16 protein-coding genes are annotated in these 20,444 nt (G+C 65.0%); 10 read left to right on the top strand and 6 right to left on the bottom strand.

Annotated features, from left to right (window positions below):
* Position 1: 1 nt before the first annotated feature.
* Together AC3WJB_RS12240 and AC3WJB_RS12245 are read right to left on the bottom strand one after the other, a co-directional pair.
* Complete coding sequence (locus tag AC3WJB_RS12240; RefSeq protein ID WP_492681894.1) at positions 2-781, bottom strand: response regulator; 780 nt, start codon at positions 779-781, stop codon at positions 2-4.
* A gap of 169 nt (positions 782-950) precedes the next feature.
* Entirely contained in the window at positions 951-2,597 is a 1,647-nt protein-coding gene (locus AC3WJB_RS12245) for an alpha/beta hydrolase (protein ID WP_492681895.1), read from the bottom strand.
* A gap of 209 nt (positions 2,598-2,806) precedes the next feature.
* Between AC3WJB_RS12245 and AC3WJB_RS12250 the strand changes: the two genes are divergently transcribed.
* On the top strand, positions 2,807-3,043 hold the full coding sequence (locus tag AC3WJB_RS12250) for an RNA-binding S4 domain-containing protein (protein ID WP_492681896.1): 237 nt from the start codon (positions 2,807-2,809) through the stop codon (positions 3,041-3,043).
* Positions 3,044-3,159: 116 nt separating this feature from the next.
* On the opposite strand, the gene AC3WJB_RS12255 is transcribed toward AC3WJB_RS12250, so the two are convergent.
* Positions 3,160-3,975 carry an arylamine N-acetyltransferase family protein gene (locus AC3WJB_RS12255; protein WP_492681898.1) on the bottom strand — a complete coding sequence of 272 codons (816 nt, stop codon included), beginning with the start codon at positions 3,973-3,975 and terminating at the stop codon, positions 3,160-3,162.
* A 200-nt stretch (positions 3,976-4,175) separates the two neighbouring features.
* Here AC3WJB_RS12255 and AC3WJB_RS12260 point away from each other — a divergent pair, with 200 nt between their 5' ends.
* The 5 genes from AC3WJB_RS12260 to AC3WJB_RS12280 all read left to right on the top strand — a co-directional run bounded on the left by AC3WJB_RS12260 (position 4,176) and on the right by AC3WJB_RS12280 (position 11,928).
* On the top strand, positions 4,176-6,023 hold the full coding sequence (locus AC3WJB_RS12260; RefSeq protein WP_492681900.1) for an ABC transporter ATP-binding protein: 1,848 nt from the start codon (positions 4,176-4,178) through the stop codon (positions 6,021-6,023).
* 75 nt (positions 6,024-6,098) lie between these two features.
* Positions 6,099-7,997, top strand: a complete 1,899-nt coding sequence (parE, locus tag AC3WJB_RS12265) for a DNA topoisomerase IV subunit B (RefSeq protein ID WP_492681902.1) — start codon at positions 6,099-6,101, stop codon at positions 7,995-7,997.
* Positions 7,998-8,080: 83 nt separating this feature from the next.
* On the top strand, positions 8,081-8,635 hold the full coding sequence (locus AC3WJB_RS12270; protein WP_492681904.1) for a 3-hydroxyanthranilate 3,4-dioxygenase: 555 nt from the start codon (positions 8,081-8,083) through the stop codon (positions 8,633-8,635).
* Between the two features lie 200 nt (positions 8,636-8,835).
* Positions 8,836-10,359: an APC family permease gene (locus AC3WJB_RS12275; RefSeq protein ID WP_492681906.1), complete on the top strand. Its 1,524-nt coding sequence runs from the start codon at positions 8,836-8,838 to the stop codon at positions 10,357-10,359.
* Positions 10,360-10,467: 108 nt separating this feature from the next.
* A complete protein-coding gene (locus AC3WJB_RS12280) occupies positions 10,468-11,928 on the top strand; it encodes an amino acid permease (RefSeq protein WP_492681908.1) in 1,461 nt (486 codons plus the stop codon).
* Between the two features lie 859 nt (positions 11,929-12,787).
* On the opposite strand, the gene AC3WJB_RS12285 is transcribed toward AC3WJB_RS12280, so the two are convergent.
* Positions 12,788-13,117, bottom strand: a complete 330-nt coding sequence (locus AC3WJB_RS12285; RefSeq protein ID WP_492681910.1) for a high-potential iron-sulfur protein — start codon at positions 13,115-13,117, stop codon at positions 12,788-12,790.
* Positions 13,118-13,283: 166 nt separating this feature from the next.
* On the opposite strand from AC3WJB_RS12285, the gene AC3WJB_RS12290 reads away from it, so the two are divergent.
* The 3 genes from AC3WJB_RS12290 (at position 13,284) to mtnC (ending at position 15,279) form a co-directional block, all read left to right on the top strand.
* Positions 13,284-13,934: a methylthioribulose 1-phosphate dehydratase gene (locus AC3WJB_RS12290; protein ID WP_492681912.1), complete on the top strand. Its 651-nt coding sequence runs from the start codon at positions 13,284-13,286 to the stop codon at positions 13,932-13,934.
* Positions 13,931-14,500 (top strand): 1,2-dihydroxy-3-keto-5-methylthiopentene dioxygenase, encoded by a 570-nt coding sequence (locus AC3WJB_RS12295; RefSeq protein ID WP_492681914.1) that lies wholly within the window; start codon positions 13,931-13,933, stop codon positions 14,498-14,500. The genes AC3WJB_RS12290 and AC3WJB_RS12295 overlap by 4 nt, the downstream gene beginning before the upstream one ends.
* A 92-nt stretch (positions 14,501-14,592) precedes the next feature.
* Complete coding sequence (gene mtnC, locus AC3WJB_RS12300) at positions 14,593-15,279, top strand: acireductone synthase (RefSeq protein ID WP_492681916.1); 687 nt, start codon at positions 14,593-14,595, stop codon at positions 15,277-15,279.
* A 166-nt stretch (positions 15,280-15,445) separates the two neighbouring features.
* Here mtnC and AC3WJB_RS12305 read toward each other — a convergent pair whose 3' ends face one another.
* Positions 15,446-17,881 carry a TonB-dependent receptor plug domain-containing protein gene (locus AC3WJB_RS12305; protein ID WP_492681918.1) on the bottom strand — a complete coding sequence of 812 codons (2,436 nt, stop codon included), beginning with the start codon at positions 17,879-17,881 and terminating at the stop codon, positions 15,446-15,448.
* A 302-nt stretch (positions 17,882-18,183) separates the two neighbouring features.
* On the opposite strand from AC3WJB_RS12305, the gene AC3WJB_RS12310 reads away from it, so the two are divergent.
* Complete coding sequence (locus tag AC3WJB_RS12310) at positions 18,184-19,989, top strand: amidohydrolase (protein WP_492681920.1); 1,806 nt, start codon at positions 18,184-18,186, stop codon at positions 19,987-19,989.
* A gap of 90 nt (positions 19,990-20,079) precedes the next feature.
* On the opposite strand, the gene AC3WJB_RS12315 is transcribed toward AC3WJB_RS12310, so the two are convergent.
* Positions 20,080-20,394 (bottom strand): 30S ribosomal protein THX, encoded by a 315-nt coding sequence (locus AC3WJB_RS12315; protein ID WP_492681922.1) that lies wholly within the window; start codon positions 20,392-20,394, stop codon positions 20,080-20,082.
* Positions 20,395-20,444 lie beyond the last annotated feature (50 nt).

A 20,444-nucleotide genomic window follows, 5' to 3' on the forward strand; every position in this document is an offset into this window, starting at 1 on the left:
TTCAGTCCGCATCGGCATCGAGCACATAGCCGGCGCCGCGCACCGTGCGCAGCATCGGCGGCGCGGCGAATGGCTCGTCGAGCTTGCTGCGCAGCCGGCGCACCACCACGTCCACCAGGTTCGTCTGGGTGTCGAAGCGGATCCCCCATACGCCATCGGCGATGAGCGGGCGCGACAGGACGCGCCCACGGTGGCGTGCAAGCAACAGCAACAGCGCGTATTCCTTTGGCGCAAGTGGCAGCAAGCGTCCACCACGCGTCACGCGTTGCTGCAGCGGTTCGATGACCAGGTCGCCCACTTTCAGGATGCTCGATTCCTGCGCGAGATCGGCTTGGCGCAGGAGGTTGCGCAAACGGGCAACCAACTCCGCAAAGGCAAATGGTTTGACGAGATAATCGTTCGCGCCCAATTCGAATCCACGCACCCGGTCCTCGACGCGGTCGAGTGCGGTGAGGAATAGCACGGGCGTGCGTATGGCATCGGCGCGCATGGCCTGGACGATCGCCCAGCCATCGCGTCCTGGCAGCATCACGTCGAGCACCACCGCGTCGAAGATCTGGCCCTGCAGCAGGGCCATGGCCACGTCTCCGTCTTCGGCAAGCACGACGCTAAAGCCGTGTTCTTGCAGGCCCTCGGCCAGATAGCGGCGGGCCTTGGCCTCATCCTCGGCAACCAGGATCCGCGTAGGCCCGCTTTTTCCGGGTGTCTGGACGGCCACGCGCCCACGCGGCGCCTCGGGCGCCAGGGGAATCCTGGGTTGGTTGCTCGCCTGTATCGGCATCGGGTCTGCATGACCTCGCACACTACTCAAGGCTCCGCCCGCATGATGCGCAGCCAGGCTGGTGCTTGCAAATCCTCGCGACCAAAGTCGGACCAGATGGCGGCAAGCCCGTTCCCTGGAGCCCCGCTGCGCGCCAGCCTGCGCAAGTTCAAGCTGGGCGGGGCCGGTTTTACCGCGTCGTGGACGTGGCCGGTGCGACCCCCACCGATGCCTTCAACCTTGAATCCGGCCGCGCCTGTGCATACATTTCCCAACTGATCTGCTTGAGCAGGCCGCGCTTGTCGTCGCCTATCGTGTACAGGTCGCCATGGGTCCGATCCGGCAGGAAACGGAAATCCGACTTCGCGTGCAACCCGTCGAGCACGGCCTGCAACTTGTGCGCGGCGCCATCCAGGTAGAACGTGTCGGCCGTGCCGACGATCAGATGAATCTTGCCGTCGAGGTCAGCCCTGAGCTGCGGCCAGTCCCGCTGCAGGCGATAGGCAATATCGTAATGGTCGCGCCAGTACGCCACGACGTCTGGATCGACCGCGCCAGTGTCGCGGTTGAACATCGGCTCGGGGCGTCCGTCCTTACCACGTGGTGAGAACACCCAGTCGAACGAGGACATCTGCCCACCGTAGCTGCCGAGCACGCGCTCGAGCTTGGCGAATTGCTCGAAGCTCGCCAGCACCTTGCCATGGTTGCGCACCAGGGGATAAGCCGAGCCGTCCGGCTTGCGATACACATTCGCGTCGGGCGCGTAGATGTCGACGCCAGTGAAATCGTGGAAGTCGCTGGGATCCGGCGCGGTCGACCAGGTGCCACCAAACATCTTGGGGTAGCGTGTTTGCAGCCACAGCGTGGCCCAGCCGCCCGAGGAGTGGCCGTTGAGGAAGCGACCAGCGGGGCGGCCGTCCATGCGGTACTTCGCTTCGAGCTCGGGGATCAGCTCGGTGGTCAGCGCCTGGCCCCAAGGGCCATTGTTCACCGAGTCGGCGAATTCATGCGTGCCGGTAGGGCTGGACTCATCCAGGAACACCCAGATCATCGGCGGCATCTCCCCGCGCGCCATGGCGGCGTAGACGTAGACGAGCGTAGAGACCACGCGATCGTTGTCGCCGCCAAAGCCCTGCGTGTAATACACGGTCGGGTAGCGCGTGGCCACATCGGCAGCATAATCGGGCGGCGTCAGTACGCGGCCGCGCATGGCGATCGGCCGGCCCCAGAACGCGGTCAGCGATGGGCTGGTGAAATCAATCAGGCTGGCATGCTGGCGCGCCGCAGGCACCGCGGCGCGCTCTTGCGCCGACGCGGTGGCAGGCAACTCCCATGGATCCTTGGCCGGAAGCGTCCTGGTCAGCGCGAGTTCCGGCATGCTGTCACTTGGCAGGTGCATCTTCAGCACGTCGCTCACCAGGTCGCCCGCGCCGCGCCCGGAATAACTGTAGCTGTGGTCGACATCAAGCACGGCCTGCACGTAGTAGTCGCCCGGCGGCAGTTGCGCAAAGGGCTTGGGATAGCTGAGCTCGTCGGCATCCACGGCGATGTCCCGGCCAGGCGGCAGGTAATTGATTTCCTGCGCCGCCACCGCCGATTCGGTGGCGCGGAAGGGATTGGCATCGACCGACTCGACCACGCCATTCTTGTCAGGCTCGGCGTCCTTCGCGCTGATCGCGAACAGCAACAGCCGTCCCGATGCGGGCTTGGTGGAAGCCGGACCGAGGTGCACCTGGAAAAACTGATGCGTGGCGACATGCGCGGTCGGAGCTTGCGAGGTGCAGGCCGCAGCGGCCGCCGCAAACACCAGGGCGGCAATACAGGAACGTAAATACATCGACGTACTCCAGGTTCACCCCACGACCGGTGCGCGGCTGCAGCACCAGGCCATCATGGCATGCGGCATCGTTCCAACCGATACGGCATGCCAGCCAGGCACCGACGTTATCAGACTGACGAGCGTTTTTTATGCCGCACGCGCCAAAAGTCACGCCGGAAATCCGTTACCGATTGATAATGAGGGCGCCCCCCCGCGACCGCCGACCCATGCCCTCCACGACTTTCGAACTGCACGGCGACTACGTCGAGCTCAACCTCCTGCTCAAGCTTGCCGGCCTGTGCGACAGCGGTGGCGCCGGCAAGCACCTGGTGGCCAGCGGCGCAGTGGAGGTCGACGGAGTCATCGAATCACGCAAGACCCGCAAGGTCCGCGCCGGCCAAGTCGTGCGGCTTGGCACGACGGAAATCCGGGTGCGCACCGCCACGAGCCAAGCCCCCGAGTGACCGGCCCGCAGCGGCGGGGGCTTGCCCCGGGCCGGGCCGGGGCGATGCCATCGCGGCATGGCTGACCCGCCGGCACACGCCGGCAGGGCCGCCCACCCCACGGGCCGCACGGCGTTTCATTCCGGCAAGCCGCCCAGCATGGCGTCCAGTCGCGGATGCTCCGGCAGGCGCAGCAGGAACTCCTTTTCCAGCACGCGGCGGAGGTCGGCCGTAGCGGCCAGGTGCCGTCGCTCCGGTTCGGAGCCGATGCGGCGTACAGTGAAGTCCCGGTTGCGTAGGACCAGGCGGCGCTCCGCGTCAGTCCGGGACACCACCAGGTCATGCACGAAGGACGACTGCGGCCAGGTGGAAACGTAGTAATTGGCCTGGACGTAGTCGACCGGCCAAGCACGTCGCAGGTCGAAGCGGTACAGCGAACGCCATTCGCCGCCCAGCAGGGACTGCAGTCGCCAATCACCATCCACCATCATCAACCGGAACGGCTCGTGGCTGGTCGGTTGTTCCACTCCCGCGCGCAGGCGCAGCGCGCCGGTGAGGACCTGGCCGCTGAAACCGACATCCGCCAGCCAGCTCTCGCCGTCCAGTTCCACCCGCAACAACATGTGCGTTTGCGGGGTGATCATCTCTTCGGGGCGCCCCCACAGCACGCGCGCCAGCAAGCCGGACACCTCGAAACCAATGGCGCGCAGCGCCTCGGCAAACAACAGGTTCTGCTCGAAGCAATAGCCGCCACGGTGTGCCTGCACCAGTTTGCGCTGCACCGCTTCAGCGCTCAGCTCGATCGGCACGCCAAGCAGCGGGTCGAGGTTTTCAAATGGGATCGTGGCCGTGTGTGCCGCGGCCAGATTGCGCAGGGTGGCCAGGTCTGCTGCCACTGGCGTGGCATAGCCGATGCGCCGCAAATAGGCCCGCAGGTCAATGGATGGGGACATGCGCGGCAACACTAGGCGCCTGCACCAGGAAAGCGCAAGCGCCCCGCCCGCGGCGTCGACCCTCCAAGCGGCCATCGCGGCTCGCTACCGTCGGCACCAGGCTTGCGCCCGTGGTCCCGGCAACTTGCCTCCATGCAAGTCCATCCCCATACCACAGGCCATCGTCGCCGCATGTGCGGCCCATCGCCTGCAGGAACCCCGTGCCGCCGAGATCCTCCCTGCCCGACGCTGACACCATGGAGCTGAAGCGCAGCTTCCTCGGCGTATTCCGCTACAGCGGCCGCGCCCTGGCCTTGGTGTGGAGTACGAGTCGCCGACTGACGTTCGCCTTGGCCTTGCTGACGCTGGCTGCCGGCTTGTTGCCCGCTGCGATCGCCTATGTCGGCGCGCAGATCGTAGATGCCGTCGTGGCAGCCAACCGGCTGTGGGCCGCCGATGGCCATGCCGCGCTGGCGCCCGTCTTCGAGTGGGTGGTGGCCGAGGGTGTGCTGGTGGCCACCTTGGCTGGCGCACAGCGTGGCCTGTCGCTGTGCCAGTCGCTGCTGCGCGCGCAACTTGGCCAGCGCGTCAACGTGATGATCCTGGAAAAGGCCCTGACCCTGGACCTGGCCCAGTTCGAGGATTCGGAGTTCTACGACAAGCTGACGCGGGCGCGCCGCGAGGCGTCCAGCCGCCCCTTGTCCCTGGTGACCCGCACGTTCGGGCTCGGCCAGAACGCGATTTCCCTGGTCAGCTATGGCACGCTGCTGTTCCAGTTTTCGCCTTGGGCCGTGCTCATGCTGCTGCTGGCCGGCGTGCCGGCCTTCGCCGCCGAGACGAAGTTTTCCGGCGATGCCTTCCGCCTGTTCCGTTGGCGCTCGCCGGAAACGCGCATGCAGCTGTACCTGGAAACCGTGCTGGCGCGCGAGGACCACGCCAAGGAAGTGAAGTTGTTCGCGCTGGGCCCATTGCTGCTGCAGCGCTACCGGGATATCTTCCAGCGCCTGTACCGCGACGACCGCAACCTGACCCTGCGTCGCGACAGTTGGGGTTTCGGACTGGGCCTGCTCGGCACGCTGACCTTGTATGGCGCATATGCATGGATTGCCGCGAGCACCGTGGTCGCGCGCATCACCCTGGGCCAGATGACCATGTACCTGATGTTGTTTCGCCAGGGCCAGGCTGCGGTCTCGGCGATCCTCTCGGCCATCGGCGGCATGTACGAGGACAACCTGTACCTGTCCACCTTGTACGAGTACCTGGAAACGCCCACGCCGGCGCACAGCGGCACGGCCACGCAAGGCGCCCAGCCTGGCGACGGGGTGCGCTTCGAAGGCGTGAGCTTCACCTACCCTGGGGCCACGGAGCCCGCGCTGCGGGGCATCGACCTGCACATCCGGCCCGGTGAATCGCTCGCCCTGGTCGGGCAGAACGGCTCGGGCAAGACCACGCTGATCAAGCTCCTGACCGCGCTGTACCGGCCCGACCAGGGCCGCATCCTGCTGGACGGCACGGACTTGCGCGACTGGGATCCCCGGGTGCTGCGCGGGCGCATCGGGGTGATCTTCCAGGACTTCGCGCGCTACCAGATGCGCGTGGGTGAAAACATCGGCGCGGGCGACGTCAAACACTTCGCGGACGTCGAGCGCTGGCGCGTGGCCAGCGACAAGGGCATGGCCAGCGAGTTCATCGACGCCCTGCCCGGCGGCTTCGACGCGCCCCTCGGCAAGTGGTTCAACTCCGGGCGCGAGCTCTCCGGCGGCCAGTGGCAGAAGATTGCGCTGGCCCGCGCCTTCATGCGCTCGGATGCGGATATCCTGGTGCTCGATGAGCCTACCGCGGCGATGGACGCCGAGGCCGAGGCGACGATCTTCGAGCACTTCCGCGAACTGGCCGGCAGGCGCATCGTGATCCTGATCTCGCACCGCTTCTCCACCGTGCGCATGGCCGACCAGATCGTGGTGATCCAGGGCGGGCGCATCATCGAACACGGCAGCCACGCCGAGCTGATGGCGCGCAGCGGCCACTACGCGCACCTGTTTGCGCTACAGGCCCAGGGCTACCGCTGACGCATCGGCGCCGGCTTGACCGCGGTTGCCCGCGCGCTCCATGCTTCGTCGTCTTTGTCCGCACGAAATACCCGCATGAGCAGCCACTACGACGCCGTCGACATTGAAGTCCTGTCCGGCCTGGATCCGGTCCGCCGCCGGCCCGGCATGTACACCGACACTACCCGCCCAAACCACCTGGTGCAGGAAGTGGTCGACAACGCCGTGGATGAGGCCCTGTCCGGCTACGCCAAGCACATTGACGTCATCGTGCACGCCGACGGCGCGGTGGAAGTGAGCGACGACGGGCGCGGCATGCCGGTGGACATCCATCCGGAGGAACATGTCTCCGGCGTCGAGCTGATCATGACCCGGCTGCACGCCGGCGGGAAATTCAGCGGCAAGAACTACAACTTCTCCGGTGGCCTGCACGGCGTTGGCGTGTCCGTGGTCAACGCCTTGTCCGAGCGCGTCGAGGTCACCGTGCGCCGGCACGGCAGCGAATACCGCATGACGTTTGCCCACGGCGAAAAGACCAGCGAACTGGAAACCGTGGGCAACGTGCCCAAGAGCCGCAGCGGCACCACCCTGAAGTTCTGGCCCGAGGCCAAGTATTTCGACTCGCCGAAGATTTCGCTGGGCAAGCTCAAGCACCTGCTGCGCGCCAAGGCGGTGTTGTGCGCGGGCCTGACCGTCGACCTGCACGATGAGGCCAGCGGCGAATCCTGCCGGTGGTATTACGAGGATGGCTTGCGCGACTACCTGCGCGGCGAACTCGACGGCCTCGAGGCCTTGCCGAACGAGCCCTTCGTGCACCAGACGGCCCGCGATAGCGAGGGCCTGGAAATCGCCCTGGCCTGGCTGCCCGAGGGTGAGCCCGTGCAGGAAAGCTACGTCAACCTGATCCCCACCCTGCAGGGCGGCACCCACGTCAACGGCTTGCGCAGTGGCCTCACCAGCACGATCCGCGAGTTTTGCGACCTGCACAACTTGCTGCCGCGCGGGGTCAAGCTGGCGCCAGAGGACGTGTGGGAACGCCTGTCCTTTGTGCTGTCGACGCGCCTGCAGGACCCGCAGTTTGCCGGCCAGATCAAGGAGCGATTGTCCTCGCGGAGCGCCGCGGGCATGGTGGAAAACATCATCCACGACGCCTTCAGCATCTGGCTCAACCACCACGTGGAAGTGGGCGAGCGCATCGCCCAGCTCGCGATCGAGCGCGCCGCGTTGCGCCTGAAGGCCTCCAAGCAGGTGGTGCGCAAGAAGATTGCCCAGGGCCCCGCCCTGCCCGGCAAGCTCGCCGACTGCACGGCAACCGACCTCAGCCGTACCGAACTGTTCCTGGTGGAAGGCGATTCGGCCGGCGGCAGCGCCAAGCAGGCGCGCGACCGGGAGTTCCAGGCAATCCTGCCGCTGCGCGGCAAGATCCTGAACACCTGGGAGGTGGAATCCACCCAGGTGCTCGCGTCCGAGGAAGTGCACAACCTGGCCGTGGCCATCGGCTGCGACCCCGGCACCGACAATCTCTCGGGCCTGCGCTACGGCAAGATCATCGTGCTTGCCGATGCCGACTCCGACGGCTTGCATATCGCCACCCTGCTCTCGGCGCTGTTCCTCAAGCACTTCCCCCGGCTGGTGACCGAGGGCCACGTGTTCATCGCCATGCCGCCGCTGTTCCGCGTGGACGTCGGCAAGCAGGTGTTCTATTGCCTCGATGAAAGTGAAAAGCAGGCGGTGCTGCAGAAGATCGAGAAGGACAAGCTCAAGGGTGCGGTCAGCACCACGCGCTTCAAGGGTCTGGGCGAAATGAACCCGCCGCAGTTGCGCGAGTCCACGATCCATCCGGACACGCGGCGCCTGGTCCAACTCACCGTGCCGAGCGACCGCAGCGACACCAGCACGGCAAAGTTGATGGACATGCTGCTGTCCAAGAAACGCGCCGGCGACCGCAAGACCTGGCTGGAAGAAAAAGGCGACCTGGCCACGCTGGAGGTCTGAGCCGCCGGCACCCTGCCTGTCCTCCGGCGCCCAAGATCCCGGCAAACGCAGGCGGGCCCTTTTGCCCACGCAGGCAGAGCGCTATGGTGACCGGCAATTTCCATGGAGCGACCGCCGTGGCCCTGATGCCGCCCCTCAACCTGCAACGCTGGATCGATGAGCATCGCGAGCTGCTGCGACCGCCGGTCGGCAACAAGTGCATCGTCGATGATGACTTCATCGTCATGATCGTCGGCGGCCCCAACGCGCGCAGCGACTACCACTACGACGAAGGTCCGGAGTTTTTCTACCAGCTCGAGGGCGACATCACGCTGAAAGTGCAGGACGCGGAGGTCGCCCGCGAGATTCCGCTGCGCGCTGGGGAAATGTTCTACCTGCCGCCACGCGTGCCGCACTCACCGGTGCGCTCGGCGGGCTCCATCGGTCTGGTGGTGGAGCGGCGGCGCCTGCCGCATGAGCGCGATGGCTTGATCTGGTATTGCCAGCAATGCAACCACAAGCTCTACGAAGAATATTTCACGCTGCAAAGCATCGAACGCGATTTCCCGCCCGTGTTCCGGCGCTACTACGACTCACTGCAGGCGCGCACCTGCGCCGCCTGCGGCTGCGTGGACCCGGTGCCGGGCCACGTTGCCTAGGCACGTGGACGCAGGTGATGCGGCGGCCAACGCGCTCCAGGCCAACCCGCGCATGCGTACAACGCCGCCGCCATGCTGAATGAAACTTGTACTGATGCTGCCGCTACGCTATGTTCGCGTGCTATTGCGTCACTGAGCCAACGCCTCTGCGCCTCTGCGCAGACCCGAGCGGGATCACTTGAAGGGGAGCCTGGAACCCGATGATCGAAAACCTGTTTGCCACCCATCCGATCAAGGCCATGCCGCACGTCGACGCCGGCGAACCGGTCGAGGGCGACATCGGTGGCGAGGTCACACTGAAGCGGGTCCTGACGGCCAAACACCTCATCATGCTCGGGATCGGTGCCGTCATCGGCGCCGGCATCTTCGTGCTGACCGGGACCGCCGCCGCCCAGTTTGCCGGCCCCGCGCTCACGATCAGCTTCATCCTCGCTGGCGTCGCCTGCGGCCTGGCCGGATTGTGCTATGCCGAGTTTGCGGCGATGCTGCCCGTATCCGGCAGCGCCTATTCCTATTCCTACGCCACGCTGGGCGAGGTGGTGGCGTGGTTCGTCGGCTGGAACCTGGTGCTCGAGTACCTGTTCGCGGCCTCGACGGTGGCCGTGGGCTGGTCGGGCTACTTCAATGAACTGCTGAGCATGCTGACTTCCGCCACCGGCTGGAACTTCAGCTTGCCGGCAGCCCTGTCTGCCGCCCCATTCACCTATGTGGACCACCACATCGTCACGACGGGTGCCTTCCTCAACATCCCGGCCATCGCGATCGTCGCCGCGATCAGCTACCTGTGCTATTGCGGCATCACGCAATCGGCAACGGTCAACGCCGTCATCGTGGCAATCAAGGTGATCGTGATCCTGCTGTTCCTGGTGGTCACCTTCAAGTTCATCAACACGGATTTCTGGCATCCGTACATCCCACCCAACGAGGGGGGTGACGCGTTCGGCTGGGCGGGTGTGGTCCGCGGCGCCACACTGGTGTTCTTTGCCTACATCGGCTTTGATGCGGTATCGACCGCCGCGGGCGAAGCGAAGAACCCGCAACGCGACATGCCGATCGGTATCCTCGGCTCGCTGGCGATCTGCACCATCCTGTACATCGCCATGGCCGCTGCGCTCACCGGCCTGGCCCCGTTCCGCGAACTGAATACACCGGAACCGGTCGCCACCGCCCTCAACTACGTGCTCGGCACGGTGGCCGCCGGCAGTACCGCCAGCTACGTGCTGGGTACGATGAAAATCCTCGTGGTGTTCGCGGCCTTGGCCGGCTTGAGCTCGGTGGTGCTGGTGATGCTCATGGGCCAGCCACGCATCTTCTACACCATGTCCAACGACGGCCTGATGCCCAAGTCGTTTGGCAAGCTGCATGCGAAACACCGCACGCCGTACATCGGCACGATCATCGTCGGCCTCATAGCGGCGGTCCTGGCCGGCCTGTTTCCGGTGGGCGTGCTCGGCGACCTGGTATCCATGGGGACGCTCCTGGCCTTCAGCACGGTGTGCATCGGCGTCGCCGTGCTGCGCCGCACGCGTCCAGAGATTCCGCGCGCATTCCGGGTACCGGCGTACTGGTTGGTATGTCCACTCGGCGCCGCCGTTTGTCTTTTCCTGTTCTGGCAGGCGTTCAAGACCCTGTGGCCGCTCCTGATCGGCTGGACCGTCCTGGGCTTCTGCATCTATGGCTTCTACGGCTATCGGCACAGCCGGTTGCGCCGCAATCCGGCATAACCCCATGCCGCGGCCGGCACTTCAATGCCGGCCGCATCGTCCGAGCAGACGGCAAGCCGACTGGGCCTGCACTCCTCGCCGCTCGCCCACTCCCGAAGACCCGAACCCATGCTCAAGCAATTGCTCGCGCGCAAGACCGACTTCCACGAAGACCTGGAAGGCGATGGCCCTACGCTGCGACGCACGCTCGGCCCGTGGGGCCTGACGGCGATCGGCATCGGCGCCGTGATTGGCGCTGGCATCTTCGTCATCACCGGGGTGGCCGCCGCGGACCATGCCGGTCCGGCGGTGATCCTGTCGTTCCTGCTGGCGGCCATTTGCAGTTCGTTCACGGCCTTGTGCTACGCGGAATTCGCCACGCTGATCCCGCTCTCGGGCAGCGCCTATTCCTATGCCTATGCGACGCTTGGCGAGCTCATGGCCTGGTTCATCGGCTGGAACCTGGTGCTTGAGTACGGCGTCTCCGCCTCCGCGGTTGCGGTGAGCTGGACCGGGTATTTCCTTAGCCTGCTCAACCACGTGGGCACGGTATTCAACATGGATTTGAGCTTGCCGGCAGCCCTCACCAAGGCGCCGCTGGCATTTACTGCAGACCATCAGCTGATCGCCACCGGGGCACTGTTCAACTTGCCAGCGGTGGCGCTGATCGCCCTGCTCACCTGGGTCTGCTACGTTGGCATCCGCGAGTCGAGCTTCGTCAATTCGATCATGGTGGCGATCAAGGTGGGCCTGGTCCTACTGGTGATCGTGGTCGGCTGGCGCTACGTGGATCCCTCGAACTGGGTGCCGTTCGTACCGGCTTCCGAAGGCCACGACCGCTACGGCTGGGGCGGCGTGATGCGCGGCGCGGCAATGGTGTTCTTCGCCTACATCGGTTTCGAGGCCACCTCGGTCGCGGCACAGGAATCGCGCAACCCGCAGCGCGATTTGCCAATCGCCATCCTCGGGTCACTCGCGATCTGCACCCTGCTCTACGTCGCCATGGCCGCGGTCATGACCGGCCTCAACTCCTATACCATGCTCGGCACCAACGAGCCGGTGGTGACCGCATTGCAGGGACACCCGCAACTGTCCTGGCTGCGTTGGGTGGTGGAAATCGGGGCCATGCTCGGCCTGGCGTCGGTGGTGCTGGTGATGGTCATCGCCCAGCCGCGCATCTTCATGATCATGGCCCGCGACGGCATGTTGCCGAAGCTGTTCACGCGCGTCCATCCCATCCACCGCACGCCACACCTCAATACCTTGGTGACCGGCGCCGGCATTGCGTTGCTTGCCGCAATCTTCCCCCTGGACGTCCTTGGCGAGCTGGTCTCCATGGGCACCTTGATCGCGTTCATCGCCGTCTGCGCTGGCGTCTGGATCCTGCGTTATACGCACCCGGAACTGCCCCGGACGTTCCGCGTACCGTGGGCGCCGCTGATCTGCTCCTTGGGCATCCTGAGTTGCGTGGCCTTGCTGTCGTTCATGGCCTGGTACAACTGGATGTTGATGATCGTGTGGACGCTCATCGGCCTGGCCATCTACTTTCTCTACGGCTACCGGCACAGCGCCGTGCGCAAGCTCGGCTGATTTCACCGGATTGTGCCTAATCGCGGGGATACGCGTCTAACCTCGGCAAACATCGCTGAATTAGCACGAAGTCGGGCCAATGACCGCCCCGCACGAGCCAGTAAGGTGCGGCCACATAAATATCTCGTAACTCATTGTTCCCAATTAATTTAACGGGATTTTTCCGCAACAAATCGGTCGCATGCGCGCCCATTTTGCAGCTATCGGAGTACTATCAACGAACCGTGGGATTATCACTTGGCAGTGGACCCCGGGATCGCTGCCCGGCACGTCAGGCGAATCAGCTCCTCAGCCTGACGTGTTCCGGGCAGCAACTTGTCTGGCGCCCGGAGCTGACGACATCGAACTCGCCTCGCCGTGATCCGGCCCTCGGTCGACGCCTTGCGCAACACAAGACGCGCTCGATTGATGGGGCTGTCCTGAGTCATCGAAGACGGCATTCGGGCATTCGGGCATTCGCGGCATCGAAGTCATGCACAAGACCCGTGCCCCATACATGCTCACGACGGCGTGCGATGGGCGCCACGTCGCGGATCATGTCGACATGCGAAGACTCATCCCCCTTGGGGTGTTTCCTCTTCCTGCCGCTTTGGGGAAATGGTCCCCCAGTTAGCCGGCAGCGCGCTCGACGCCAGCGGCGTCGCAGATGTCGGCCTCGTCGAGCGTCTCGTGCTGCAGCAGTTGCCCGGCGCCATCGTCCAGACGCGACCGGTTCTCACGGATCAGTCTGCAGGCCAGGGACGCATCCCCTCACCATCGCTTCGGCCTGGCACGCCGTGGAGCGTGCGCCAACGGGCACCCGCCCACATAAAGAAGGCCGGCAATGCCGGCCTTCCCACGTTTCACTGCAAACCCGGCATCAAGCCTTTGGCGTATGCGAAACGCACCAACCTTTCGCATTGACCGACTTGCCCGGGAACAACTGGCACGGACCACGGCCGGTCGCGCCGCCGGAATAGAACTGGCAATTGGCGCAGTCCTGACCGGCCTTGTACTTCGACTCCTTCGACTTGGTCGCATCCTCGACGTAGTGCAAGGCCTTCGCCATCGGATCGGTTTCCGCCAACGCCGGCAGATCGGCAGCCCGGGCAAAACGCGGCAAGCCACCAACCACCGCCGCGGCGACGGTCGTACCAGCGGCCAGCTTGAGGAAGCGCCGGCGAGATTCGGTATCTGCTTCATTCGACATGCTGCAATCTCCATCTGGTTGGCCCATCCGCAGCTGAGCCGCTGGGCAATGCGCATCGTAACGCGGCCTATGAAACGCTTCCTGACTTTCGCGAATGGCTCTCATTTGCGCACTTGACCAGAGCCGCGCATGCTATAGTTGCAATTGATTTGGACGTCCAGAAGCCATGAGCCAAGCATCCGCCGCCGGCCGCACTGCAGACGACTTCGCCGCCTGCGCGGCGGTGCTGGCGCGCACCGCACGCGAGCTCGGCGCGCTGGGCTGGACGCCGGCGACGAGTGGCAACTTTTCCATGCGGGTAGGACCTTCGTCCGCGGCTATCACGATTTCCGGTCGCGACAAGCGTCACACCAGCGTGGACGACATCATGTTGGTTGACGGCGATGGGCAAGCGGTGGCGGGAACATCGCGCCCCAGCGCCGAGACCGCGTTGCACCTGCAGATCTACCGGCGCTTTCCGCTCGCCACCATGGTCCTGCATACGCATTCCCGGACGCAAAGCGTGGCATCGCGCCTGTATTTAGAGCGTGGCACGGTGCGGCTGCAGGGCTGGGAACTGCAAAAGGCACTCGACGGCCACACCACACACGCCGACGTGGTCGAAATACCGGTGTTCCCGAACACGCAGCACATGCCGGAACTCCTCGCCCAGGTCGACGCCTGGCTGGACAGTGGCAAACCACTGCAGGCCTACCTGATTGCTGGACACGGCCTCTACACCTGGGGACGTGACGCCGAACAGGCGCGCCGCCACCTGGATGCCCTGGAGTTCCTGCTAGGCTGCGAAATGGACCTCCGGAGGTTGGAGACACCATGAGTCGATTGCGCATTTTCGAGGAAACCAGGCCGGATACCCCGACCCAGACCTTGACCGACCATGCCGCAATATCCGCCGCCCTGGCCAAGGCTGGCGTGCGCTTCGAGCGTTGGGCGGCCAGCCAGCCGATCAGGCCGGGAGCGAGCCAGGACGAGGTGATCGCGGCCTACCGTGCCGACATCGACCGCCTCATGGCCACCGAGGGTTATCAATCGGTGGATGTCATCAGCCTGGGCCCCGATCATCCCGAACGGGCTGCGTTGCGGGCGAAGTTCCTGAGCGAACATCGCCACAGCGAGGACGAGGTGCGCTTCTTCGTTGCCGGTTCCGGCCAGTTCACCCTGCATCTGGACAGCGGCGTGTACGACGTGTTGTGCGAGCAGGGCGACCTGATTGGCGTCCCGGCCGGCACGCGCCACTGGTTCGACATGAGCGAGTCGCCCTACTTCGTCGCGATCCGCCTGTTTACGAACAAGGACGGCTGGGTGGCCCAGTTCACCGGCGAGGACATCGCAGCACGTTTTCCGCGCATGACGCCGCAAGCACGGTCGACACCAACCGCCTAGTTCGCCGTCGGTGCGCAGGACGGCTGGATAGCGGGATCCGTGCGCTGGCGCGAAGGCAACTGAAATCACCGCCCGGCAGCCAGGACCCAAGCATGCACGACGTGCGCGCCATCGTTACCGACATCGAGGGCACGACCAGCTCGATCAGCTTCGTGCACGACGTGCTGTTCCCCTACGCGCGCAAGCACCTGCCTGCCTTCATCGAGGCCAGCTGCAACCAGCCCGAGGTGAAGCACTGGCTGCACGAAGCAGCGCGCGAGGCCGGCTTGGTTGACCCCGGGCGCCTGCAAGTGGTCGAGTTGCTGCTGCACTGGATCGACGAGGACCGCAAGTCCACCGCGCTCAAGGCACTGCAGGGGATGATCTGGGAGGCAGGCTATGTCTCCGGCGCGTATCGGGCCCACGTCTATCCCGAGGTGGCAGCCAAGCTGCGCAGCTGGCACGCGCGCGGGCTAAGGCTGTACGTCTACTCCTCGGGTTCGGTCGCTGCGCAGCGGCTGTTTTTCCACTACAGCGAAGCCGGCGACCTGTCACCGCTGTTCGACGGATACTTCGACACGCAAACCGGCGCCAAGCGCGACTCCGAATCCTATCGACGCATCGGCGAGGCGATCGGCGTGGCGCCTGGCCGGATCCTTTTCCTCTCCGACGTCGTACAGGAACTCGACGCGGCCCGCAGCGCGGGCTGGCAAACCGCCCAGATCGTCCGCGCCCCGCTGCCGCTGCCGGAGACAGCCGCCCATCCTGCCCGCCGCGACTTCGACGCCATCGACGTCTAGGCACATTCCCTGCCGCACGACGAGGCTGCACCGCGGAACGCCTTGGCGAACCGAGACAGGCCACGCAATTCACGCGGCCAGGATCAGGGCGGGACGCGGGACGGGTAACGCTCGCACTGTGCAGCGTGGAGGCACGTGGCCTCGCGTGCTGGCGCAAATACTGCGGTTACCAGCTGAATGCCGCAGTGGCGTAGACGTAGGCGCCGCCGTCACCCATCGGCGAGCGATGCGGGTAGACGAAGATGCCAGCGAAATTGTGGTTGTCGTCGTTCTTCCCCGGATACGCATTGTTGAGGTCGTTCGCGCCCAAGGTAAACGTCCACTGGTTCCACGCATAGCTTGCGCTGGCGTCCAGTACATAGCGCGCAGGAAACGACTGGTTGCTGATTGCCGTGGTCCCCTCGACGACGAAGGTGCCATAGCGGGTGAGCGTGCCATTCACGGTCCAATTGCCGACCTGCCAGTTTGCGCCAAGAAACGCCTTGGTCTTCGGCGTGCTGTCGGTGAGCAGCAACAGGGTCGAGTTGTCCACCACGGGCAGGACCAGGCCGGCCAGGCCGAGCTGCGGTGGATTCGGCTTGATCTTCGTGACCTCGGTCTTGTTGTAGTTGACGCCGCCCGTGAGCTTGACCGTGCCATCGTTGCCGAAGTCAAACGGATAGCTGAGCACCAGGTCGCCGCCACGGGTGCGGGTACTGACCGCATTGGTGAAGAACGCGCCCCCGGCCACGAACGGGATCCCCACCGACGTCAGATAATCCTGGACTTCCGGTCCGGTGAGGAAGCTGCTGGGACGGATGCGGTCGGAAATACTGATCTGGTAGACATCGACCGTGGCATACAGTCCGCTCACCGGCGTCAGCACCAGGCCCAGGCTGTAGTTGCGGGATTTCTCGGCTTTCAGTGGCTGGGCCCCAAGCGCAATCGCGGCAGGATTGTTCACCGGAAAGGTGTGCTCGGCGGCGAGGTACTGGGCACCGGTGATGGGATCGTTGAACGAGTTCAGTGACGTGCTGGAGTACCAGGACTGGACCAGGGACGGCGCGCGGAAGCCAGTGGCCACGGTACCGCGCAACGCCACGGTGTCGCTGAAGGCGTAGCGGCCGGACAGCTTCAACGGCTTGGCATTGCCGAAATCGCTGTAGTGCTCATAGCGTGCGGCCACGTCGGCGCTCAGCTTGTCGGTCAGGTCGGTCGACAAGTCGACATAGGCGGCCTTGTTCTGCCGGGAATGCTCGCTCGCGTCGCTGGGCTGGAAGCCGGGAAACACCTGCGCGCCCGCGCCGAAATAGGAGGCTGGATCGCCTTCCTTCAGCGCATAGGTTTCGTCCCGGTATTCCAGGCCCCAGGCCACGGTCAGCGGGTTCCGCAGCCAACCGGGCCGGAAGTCACGGATGAAATCCGCATTCAGGATCTTGTCGCGCGTCGCCGTGGTGCCGATGTAGAAACCGGTCGGCGAGGCGGCGCCCAGCGAGTAGTTGAACGTGTCCGCGGTATGCAGCTTCCAGTGGTTGCCCCCATTATTGAGGCTGATGTCGTAATGCCAGTCGCCAATGGTCGTGCCGCGCAGGCCGAGAACCCCGGAGTCATCACGCAAGGCGCTGTTCTCGGTCGGCAGGTAGCCTTTTGGATAGACGGCCACGGCGGCGGGATTGTCGTCCTTGTATGCCGAAAGCGAGCGGAAGTAGCCATGGCCACTGACGTTGCGCTTGCTGAACATGAAGTACCCATACAGCCGTGCCTGCGGCGTCAGGTCGTACTGGAAATTGATCGTGCCGGCCTTGGACCGGGACAACGGCAGGCCATCGTGGAACGTCACCGTGCCGTAGGTGGGATCGCCGGGAAAACGGAAATCCGGGCCGGCACGGTTGGTCGGCTCCTGGTGCTGCGCATTGACGCTCACGTGCATCCAGCCTTTTTGTCCCAGGTCGAAGCCCCCGTCGGCACTGCCCTGCCAGGTGCTGCCGTCGCCGGCGCTGTACATGCCGTGGGTCAGGCTGACCGAGCCATGGTCGCTGCCGCCCTTCAAGATGATGTTGATCACGCCGGCAATCGCGTCCGAGCCGTATTGCGCCGCCGCACCGTCGCGCAGGACTTCGATATGGTCGATCGCGTTCACAGGTATCGCGTTCATGTCCACGCCGGAAGACCCACTGGCGTATGACTCGGTATCGACGCCCAGGACCGACGTGCTGTGCATGCGCTTGCCGTTGACCAGCACCAGGACTTCATCCGGCGACAGGCCGCGCAACTGTACGGGGCGCACGGCCTCGGTCACGTCCACGTTCGAAGGCTGCGCAAAATTGATCGAAGGCAGCAAGGTCCGCAAAGCCATGCTCAGGTTTGGCGCGCCGGTTGCCTTGAGGTCCTTGGGGGTGAGCACGTCGATCGGCGCCAGCGAATCGACTTCCGTGCGGTTGAACGAGCGCGTGCCCGTACTCACCACCACCGCCGACAAGGTGGTGGCGTTCTGCTTGGTCGGTGGTGGCGTGGCATCGCCATCCGGATTGGTGGACGAGGCCTGTTGCGCCGACACGCCAGCACAGGCCAGCGAGATGGCGAGGGCGAGCAGGGTTCGGTTGGCGGTTGCGTGCAAGTGCATGGATGACTCCAAGTGGCGACAGGTGAAAACTCCGGTTGGCACGCGCAAGCCGCCACGGCAGCACGCCATCGAAGGAAACTTCGACAACACCGGCCGGAACGGACAGTGGGCTGGTCAGACGCGGGGCGGCCACATGCGTGGCGACGGCGCGGCCGGGATGTGCTGCCGCGCGGCGTTTGGACGAGCGAGTACCGCGGGCTACTTTAGACGTCCGTGGCGGCCATGCAAGCCTTGCGAATGGCACGTCACAATGCCGCAGTCGAGTAGTAGAGTACGCAATTGCCTCGCGACCGGGAGGGCGCATGCGCCGCATCAGCCTGCTGTTTCCAATCACCTTGCTGGCTGCTGCAAGCGCAGCGCTGGCCGGCCCCGCATCCGTTTCCGGATTCCCACCCAAGCTCACCACGGCTGACCTGGTATTGCGCGACGCCGTGGTGGCGACCCTCGATCCGCTGCAGCCCCAGGCCCAGGCCATTGCCGTGCGCGGCGGCAAGATCGAGGCCGTGGGCAGCAACGAGGCGATAGCGCACTACATCGGCAGTGGCACCAAGGTACTGGACCTGCATGGCGCCTTCGTCACGCCAGGTTTCATCGAGGGCCATGGGCACCTGATGCAGACCGGCGAATCCCTCACCCAGCTCAACGTCGGCGCCGCCACCAACTGGGACGACATCGTCGCCATGGTCAAGGCGGCCGCGGCCAAGGCCAAGCCGGGCGAATGGATCGTTGGCAAGGGCTGGCTGGAAACCAAGTGGGACCGAGCACCGCAGCCCAATGTGCTCGGCCTGCCTCTGCCGACCAGCCTCGATGCTGCATCGCCGAACAACCCCGTGCTGTTGATCACCGCCAGCTACCATGGCGTGTATGCCAATGCCGCGGCCCTGAAACTGGCGGGCATCACCGCAAAGACGCCCGATCCGGTCGGTGGCAGCATCGTGCATGACACGCACGGCAACCCGATCGGCATGTTGCGCGACACCGCCGCCGACCCTGTCTATCAGGCCTACAGCGACTATCTCAAGGCGCTGCCACCGGCCGAATACGCCGCGCTGCACCGCAAGCAACTCGACCGGGCCATGCAGGATGCGCTGAGCAAGGGCATCACGACATTCGTCGACATGGGCGAGAACTTCCAGACGATAGCCTGGCTCAAACAGCAGGCCGGCCAGGGCATACCGTTGCGGCTGTACGTCAATGTCGATGGCGAATCGGTAGCCTCACTTGATGCACATCTGGCGCAATACCGTACCATCGGCTATGCCGACAACCACTTCACCGTGCGCGGGATCGGCGAGGTGACCTCGGACGGGGCGCTCGGCACGCGCAGTGCCTGGTTCACGAAGCCCTATAGCGACGCGCCGGAGATCACCGGCAAGAACGTCGTGCCCATGGCCGATATTGCGCAGATGGCGCGAATCGCGGCCCGCGACGGCTTCCAGGTGTCGGTGCATGCGATCGGCGATCGCGCCGACCACGAAACCCTGGATCTGTTCCAGCAAATCTTTGACGAAGATCCCGCGGCACCGGCCCTGCGCTGGCGCATCGAGCACGCCCAGCATCTGCTGCCCGGAGATCTGCCGCGGCTGGCGCAGCTTGGCGTGATCGCCTCCATGCAATCGATCCATGCCTGCTCCGATGCGCCCATGGTGATCCCGCGCCTGGGCGAGGAGCGCGCGCGTACCGGCGCCTACATGTGGCACTCGCTGATCAAGAGCGGCGCGATGGTCCTTGATGGCACCGACACCCCCGTCGAGGACATCAACCCGATACCCAGTTTCTACTGCGGCGTGACCCGCGCCTACGGCCACGGCAAGACCTTCTTCCCGGCCCAGGGCAAGACGCGTGAGCAGGAACTGCGCTCATACACCTGGAACAACGCCTACGCGATCTTCGAAGACCACCAGCTGGGATCGTTGACACCGGGCAAGCTCGCCGACCTCACCGTGTTCTCCGGCAACCTGCTCACCATGCCTGACGACCAGATCCTGCGCACCCGCGTGCTCTACACCGTCGTCGGTGGCAAGGTCGAATACACGCATCCGCAGGCAGCCAGCTGGCGCAGCGGCCAATTGTTCGAGGCCATGCCCGAGTTCAACCACGTCAACTGAAGCCGACTCGCTGCCTCCTGCAGCGCAGGCATCGGACGATAAAAGAAAGCCCCGCATGGCGGGGCTTTCTTTATATGCGTGATCCGGAGCTCACTCCGCATCCGGCTTGGCAGCAGGTTTCTTCGTCGTGCTGCGCGGTGCCGCCTTGGCGGTGGTGCTCTTTGGCTTCGCGGCTTTGGCCGCCGCCACCTTCGGGGCGGCGCTCTTGGCGCTTGCGGCTACCGGCGCAGCCTTGGCTGCCACCTTCGGGGTCGCGGGCTTGACCGCCGCGCTTTTGCGGACGGCCGGCCTGGTCACCGTGGGCCCGCCACCGGCAGTCGCCGGCTTGGCGGCATGGAGCCGCGTTTTGCCATAACTGCCGCGATAGGTCTTGCCGCGGAAGGTCTTGCGATCGCCCTTGCCCATGGAGACTCCCTGACGTATTGAGGTGATGGCTTCAGATCATAACAGCGGCC

The sequence above is a fragment of the Rhodanobacter sp. FW510-R10 genome, from assembly GCF_058781105.1.

Coding starts and splice junctions, on each gene's coding strand:
- parE (WP_492681902.1), top strand. CDS start 6,099: ATGAGCAGCCACTACGACGCCGTCGACATTGAAGTCCTGTCCGGCCTG.
- AC3WJB_RS12310 (WP_492681920.1), top strand. CDS start 18,184: ATGCGCCGCATCAGCCTGCTGTTTCCAATCACCTTGCTGGCTGCTGCA.
- mtnC (WP_492681916.1), top strand. CDS start 14,593: ATGCACGACGTGCGCGCCATCGTTACCGACATCGAGGGCACGACCAGC.
- AC3WJB_RS12280 (WP_492681908.1), top strand. CDS start 10,468: ATGCTCAAGCAATTGCTCGCGCGCAAGACCGACTTCCACGAAGACCTG.
- AC3WJB_RS12290 (WP_492681912.1), top strand. CDS start 13,284: ATGAGCCAAGCATCCGCCGCCGGCCGCACTGCAGACGACTTCGCCGCC.
- AC3WJB_RS12295 (WP_492681914.1), top strand. CDS start 13,931: ATGAGTCGATTGCGCATTTTCGAGGAAACCAGGCCGGATACCCCGACC.
- AC3WJB_RS12285 (WP_492681910.1), bottom strand. CDS start 13,117: ATGTCGAATGAAGCAGATACCGAATCTCGCCGGCGCTTCCTCAAGCTG.
- AC3WJB_RS12255 (WP_492681898.1), bottom strand. CDS start 3,975: ATGTCCCCATCCATTGACCTGCGGGCCTATTTGCGGCGCATCGGCTAT.
- AC3WJB_RS12240 (WP_492681894.1), bottom strand. CDS start 781: ATGCCGATACAGGCGAGCAACCAACCCAGGATTCCCCTGGCGCCCGAG.
- AC3WJB_RS12275 (WP_492681906.1), top strand. CDS start 8,836: ATGATCGAAAACCTGTTTGCCACCCATCCGATCAAGGCCATGCCGCAC.
- AC3WJB_RS12315 (WP_492681922.1), bottom strand. CDS start 20,394: ATGGGCAAGGGCGATCGCAAGACCTTCCGCGGCAAGACCTATCGCGGC.
- AC3WJB_RS12250 (WP_492681896.1), top strand. CDS start 2,807: ATGCCCTCCACGACTTTCGAACTGCACGGCGACTACGTCGAGCTCAAC.
- AC3WJB_RS12245 (WP_492681895.1), bottom strand. CDS start 2,597: ATGTATTTACGTTCCTGTATTGCCGCCCTGGTGTTTGCGGCGGCCGCT.
- AC3WJB_RS12270 (WP_492681904.1), top strand. CDS start 8,081: ATGGTGACCGGCAATTTCCATGGAGCGACCGCCGTGGCCCTGATGCCG.
- AC3WJB_RS12305 (WP_492681918.1), bottom strand. CDS start 17,881: ATGCACTTGCACGCAACCGCCAACCGAACCCTGCTCGCCCTCGCCATC.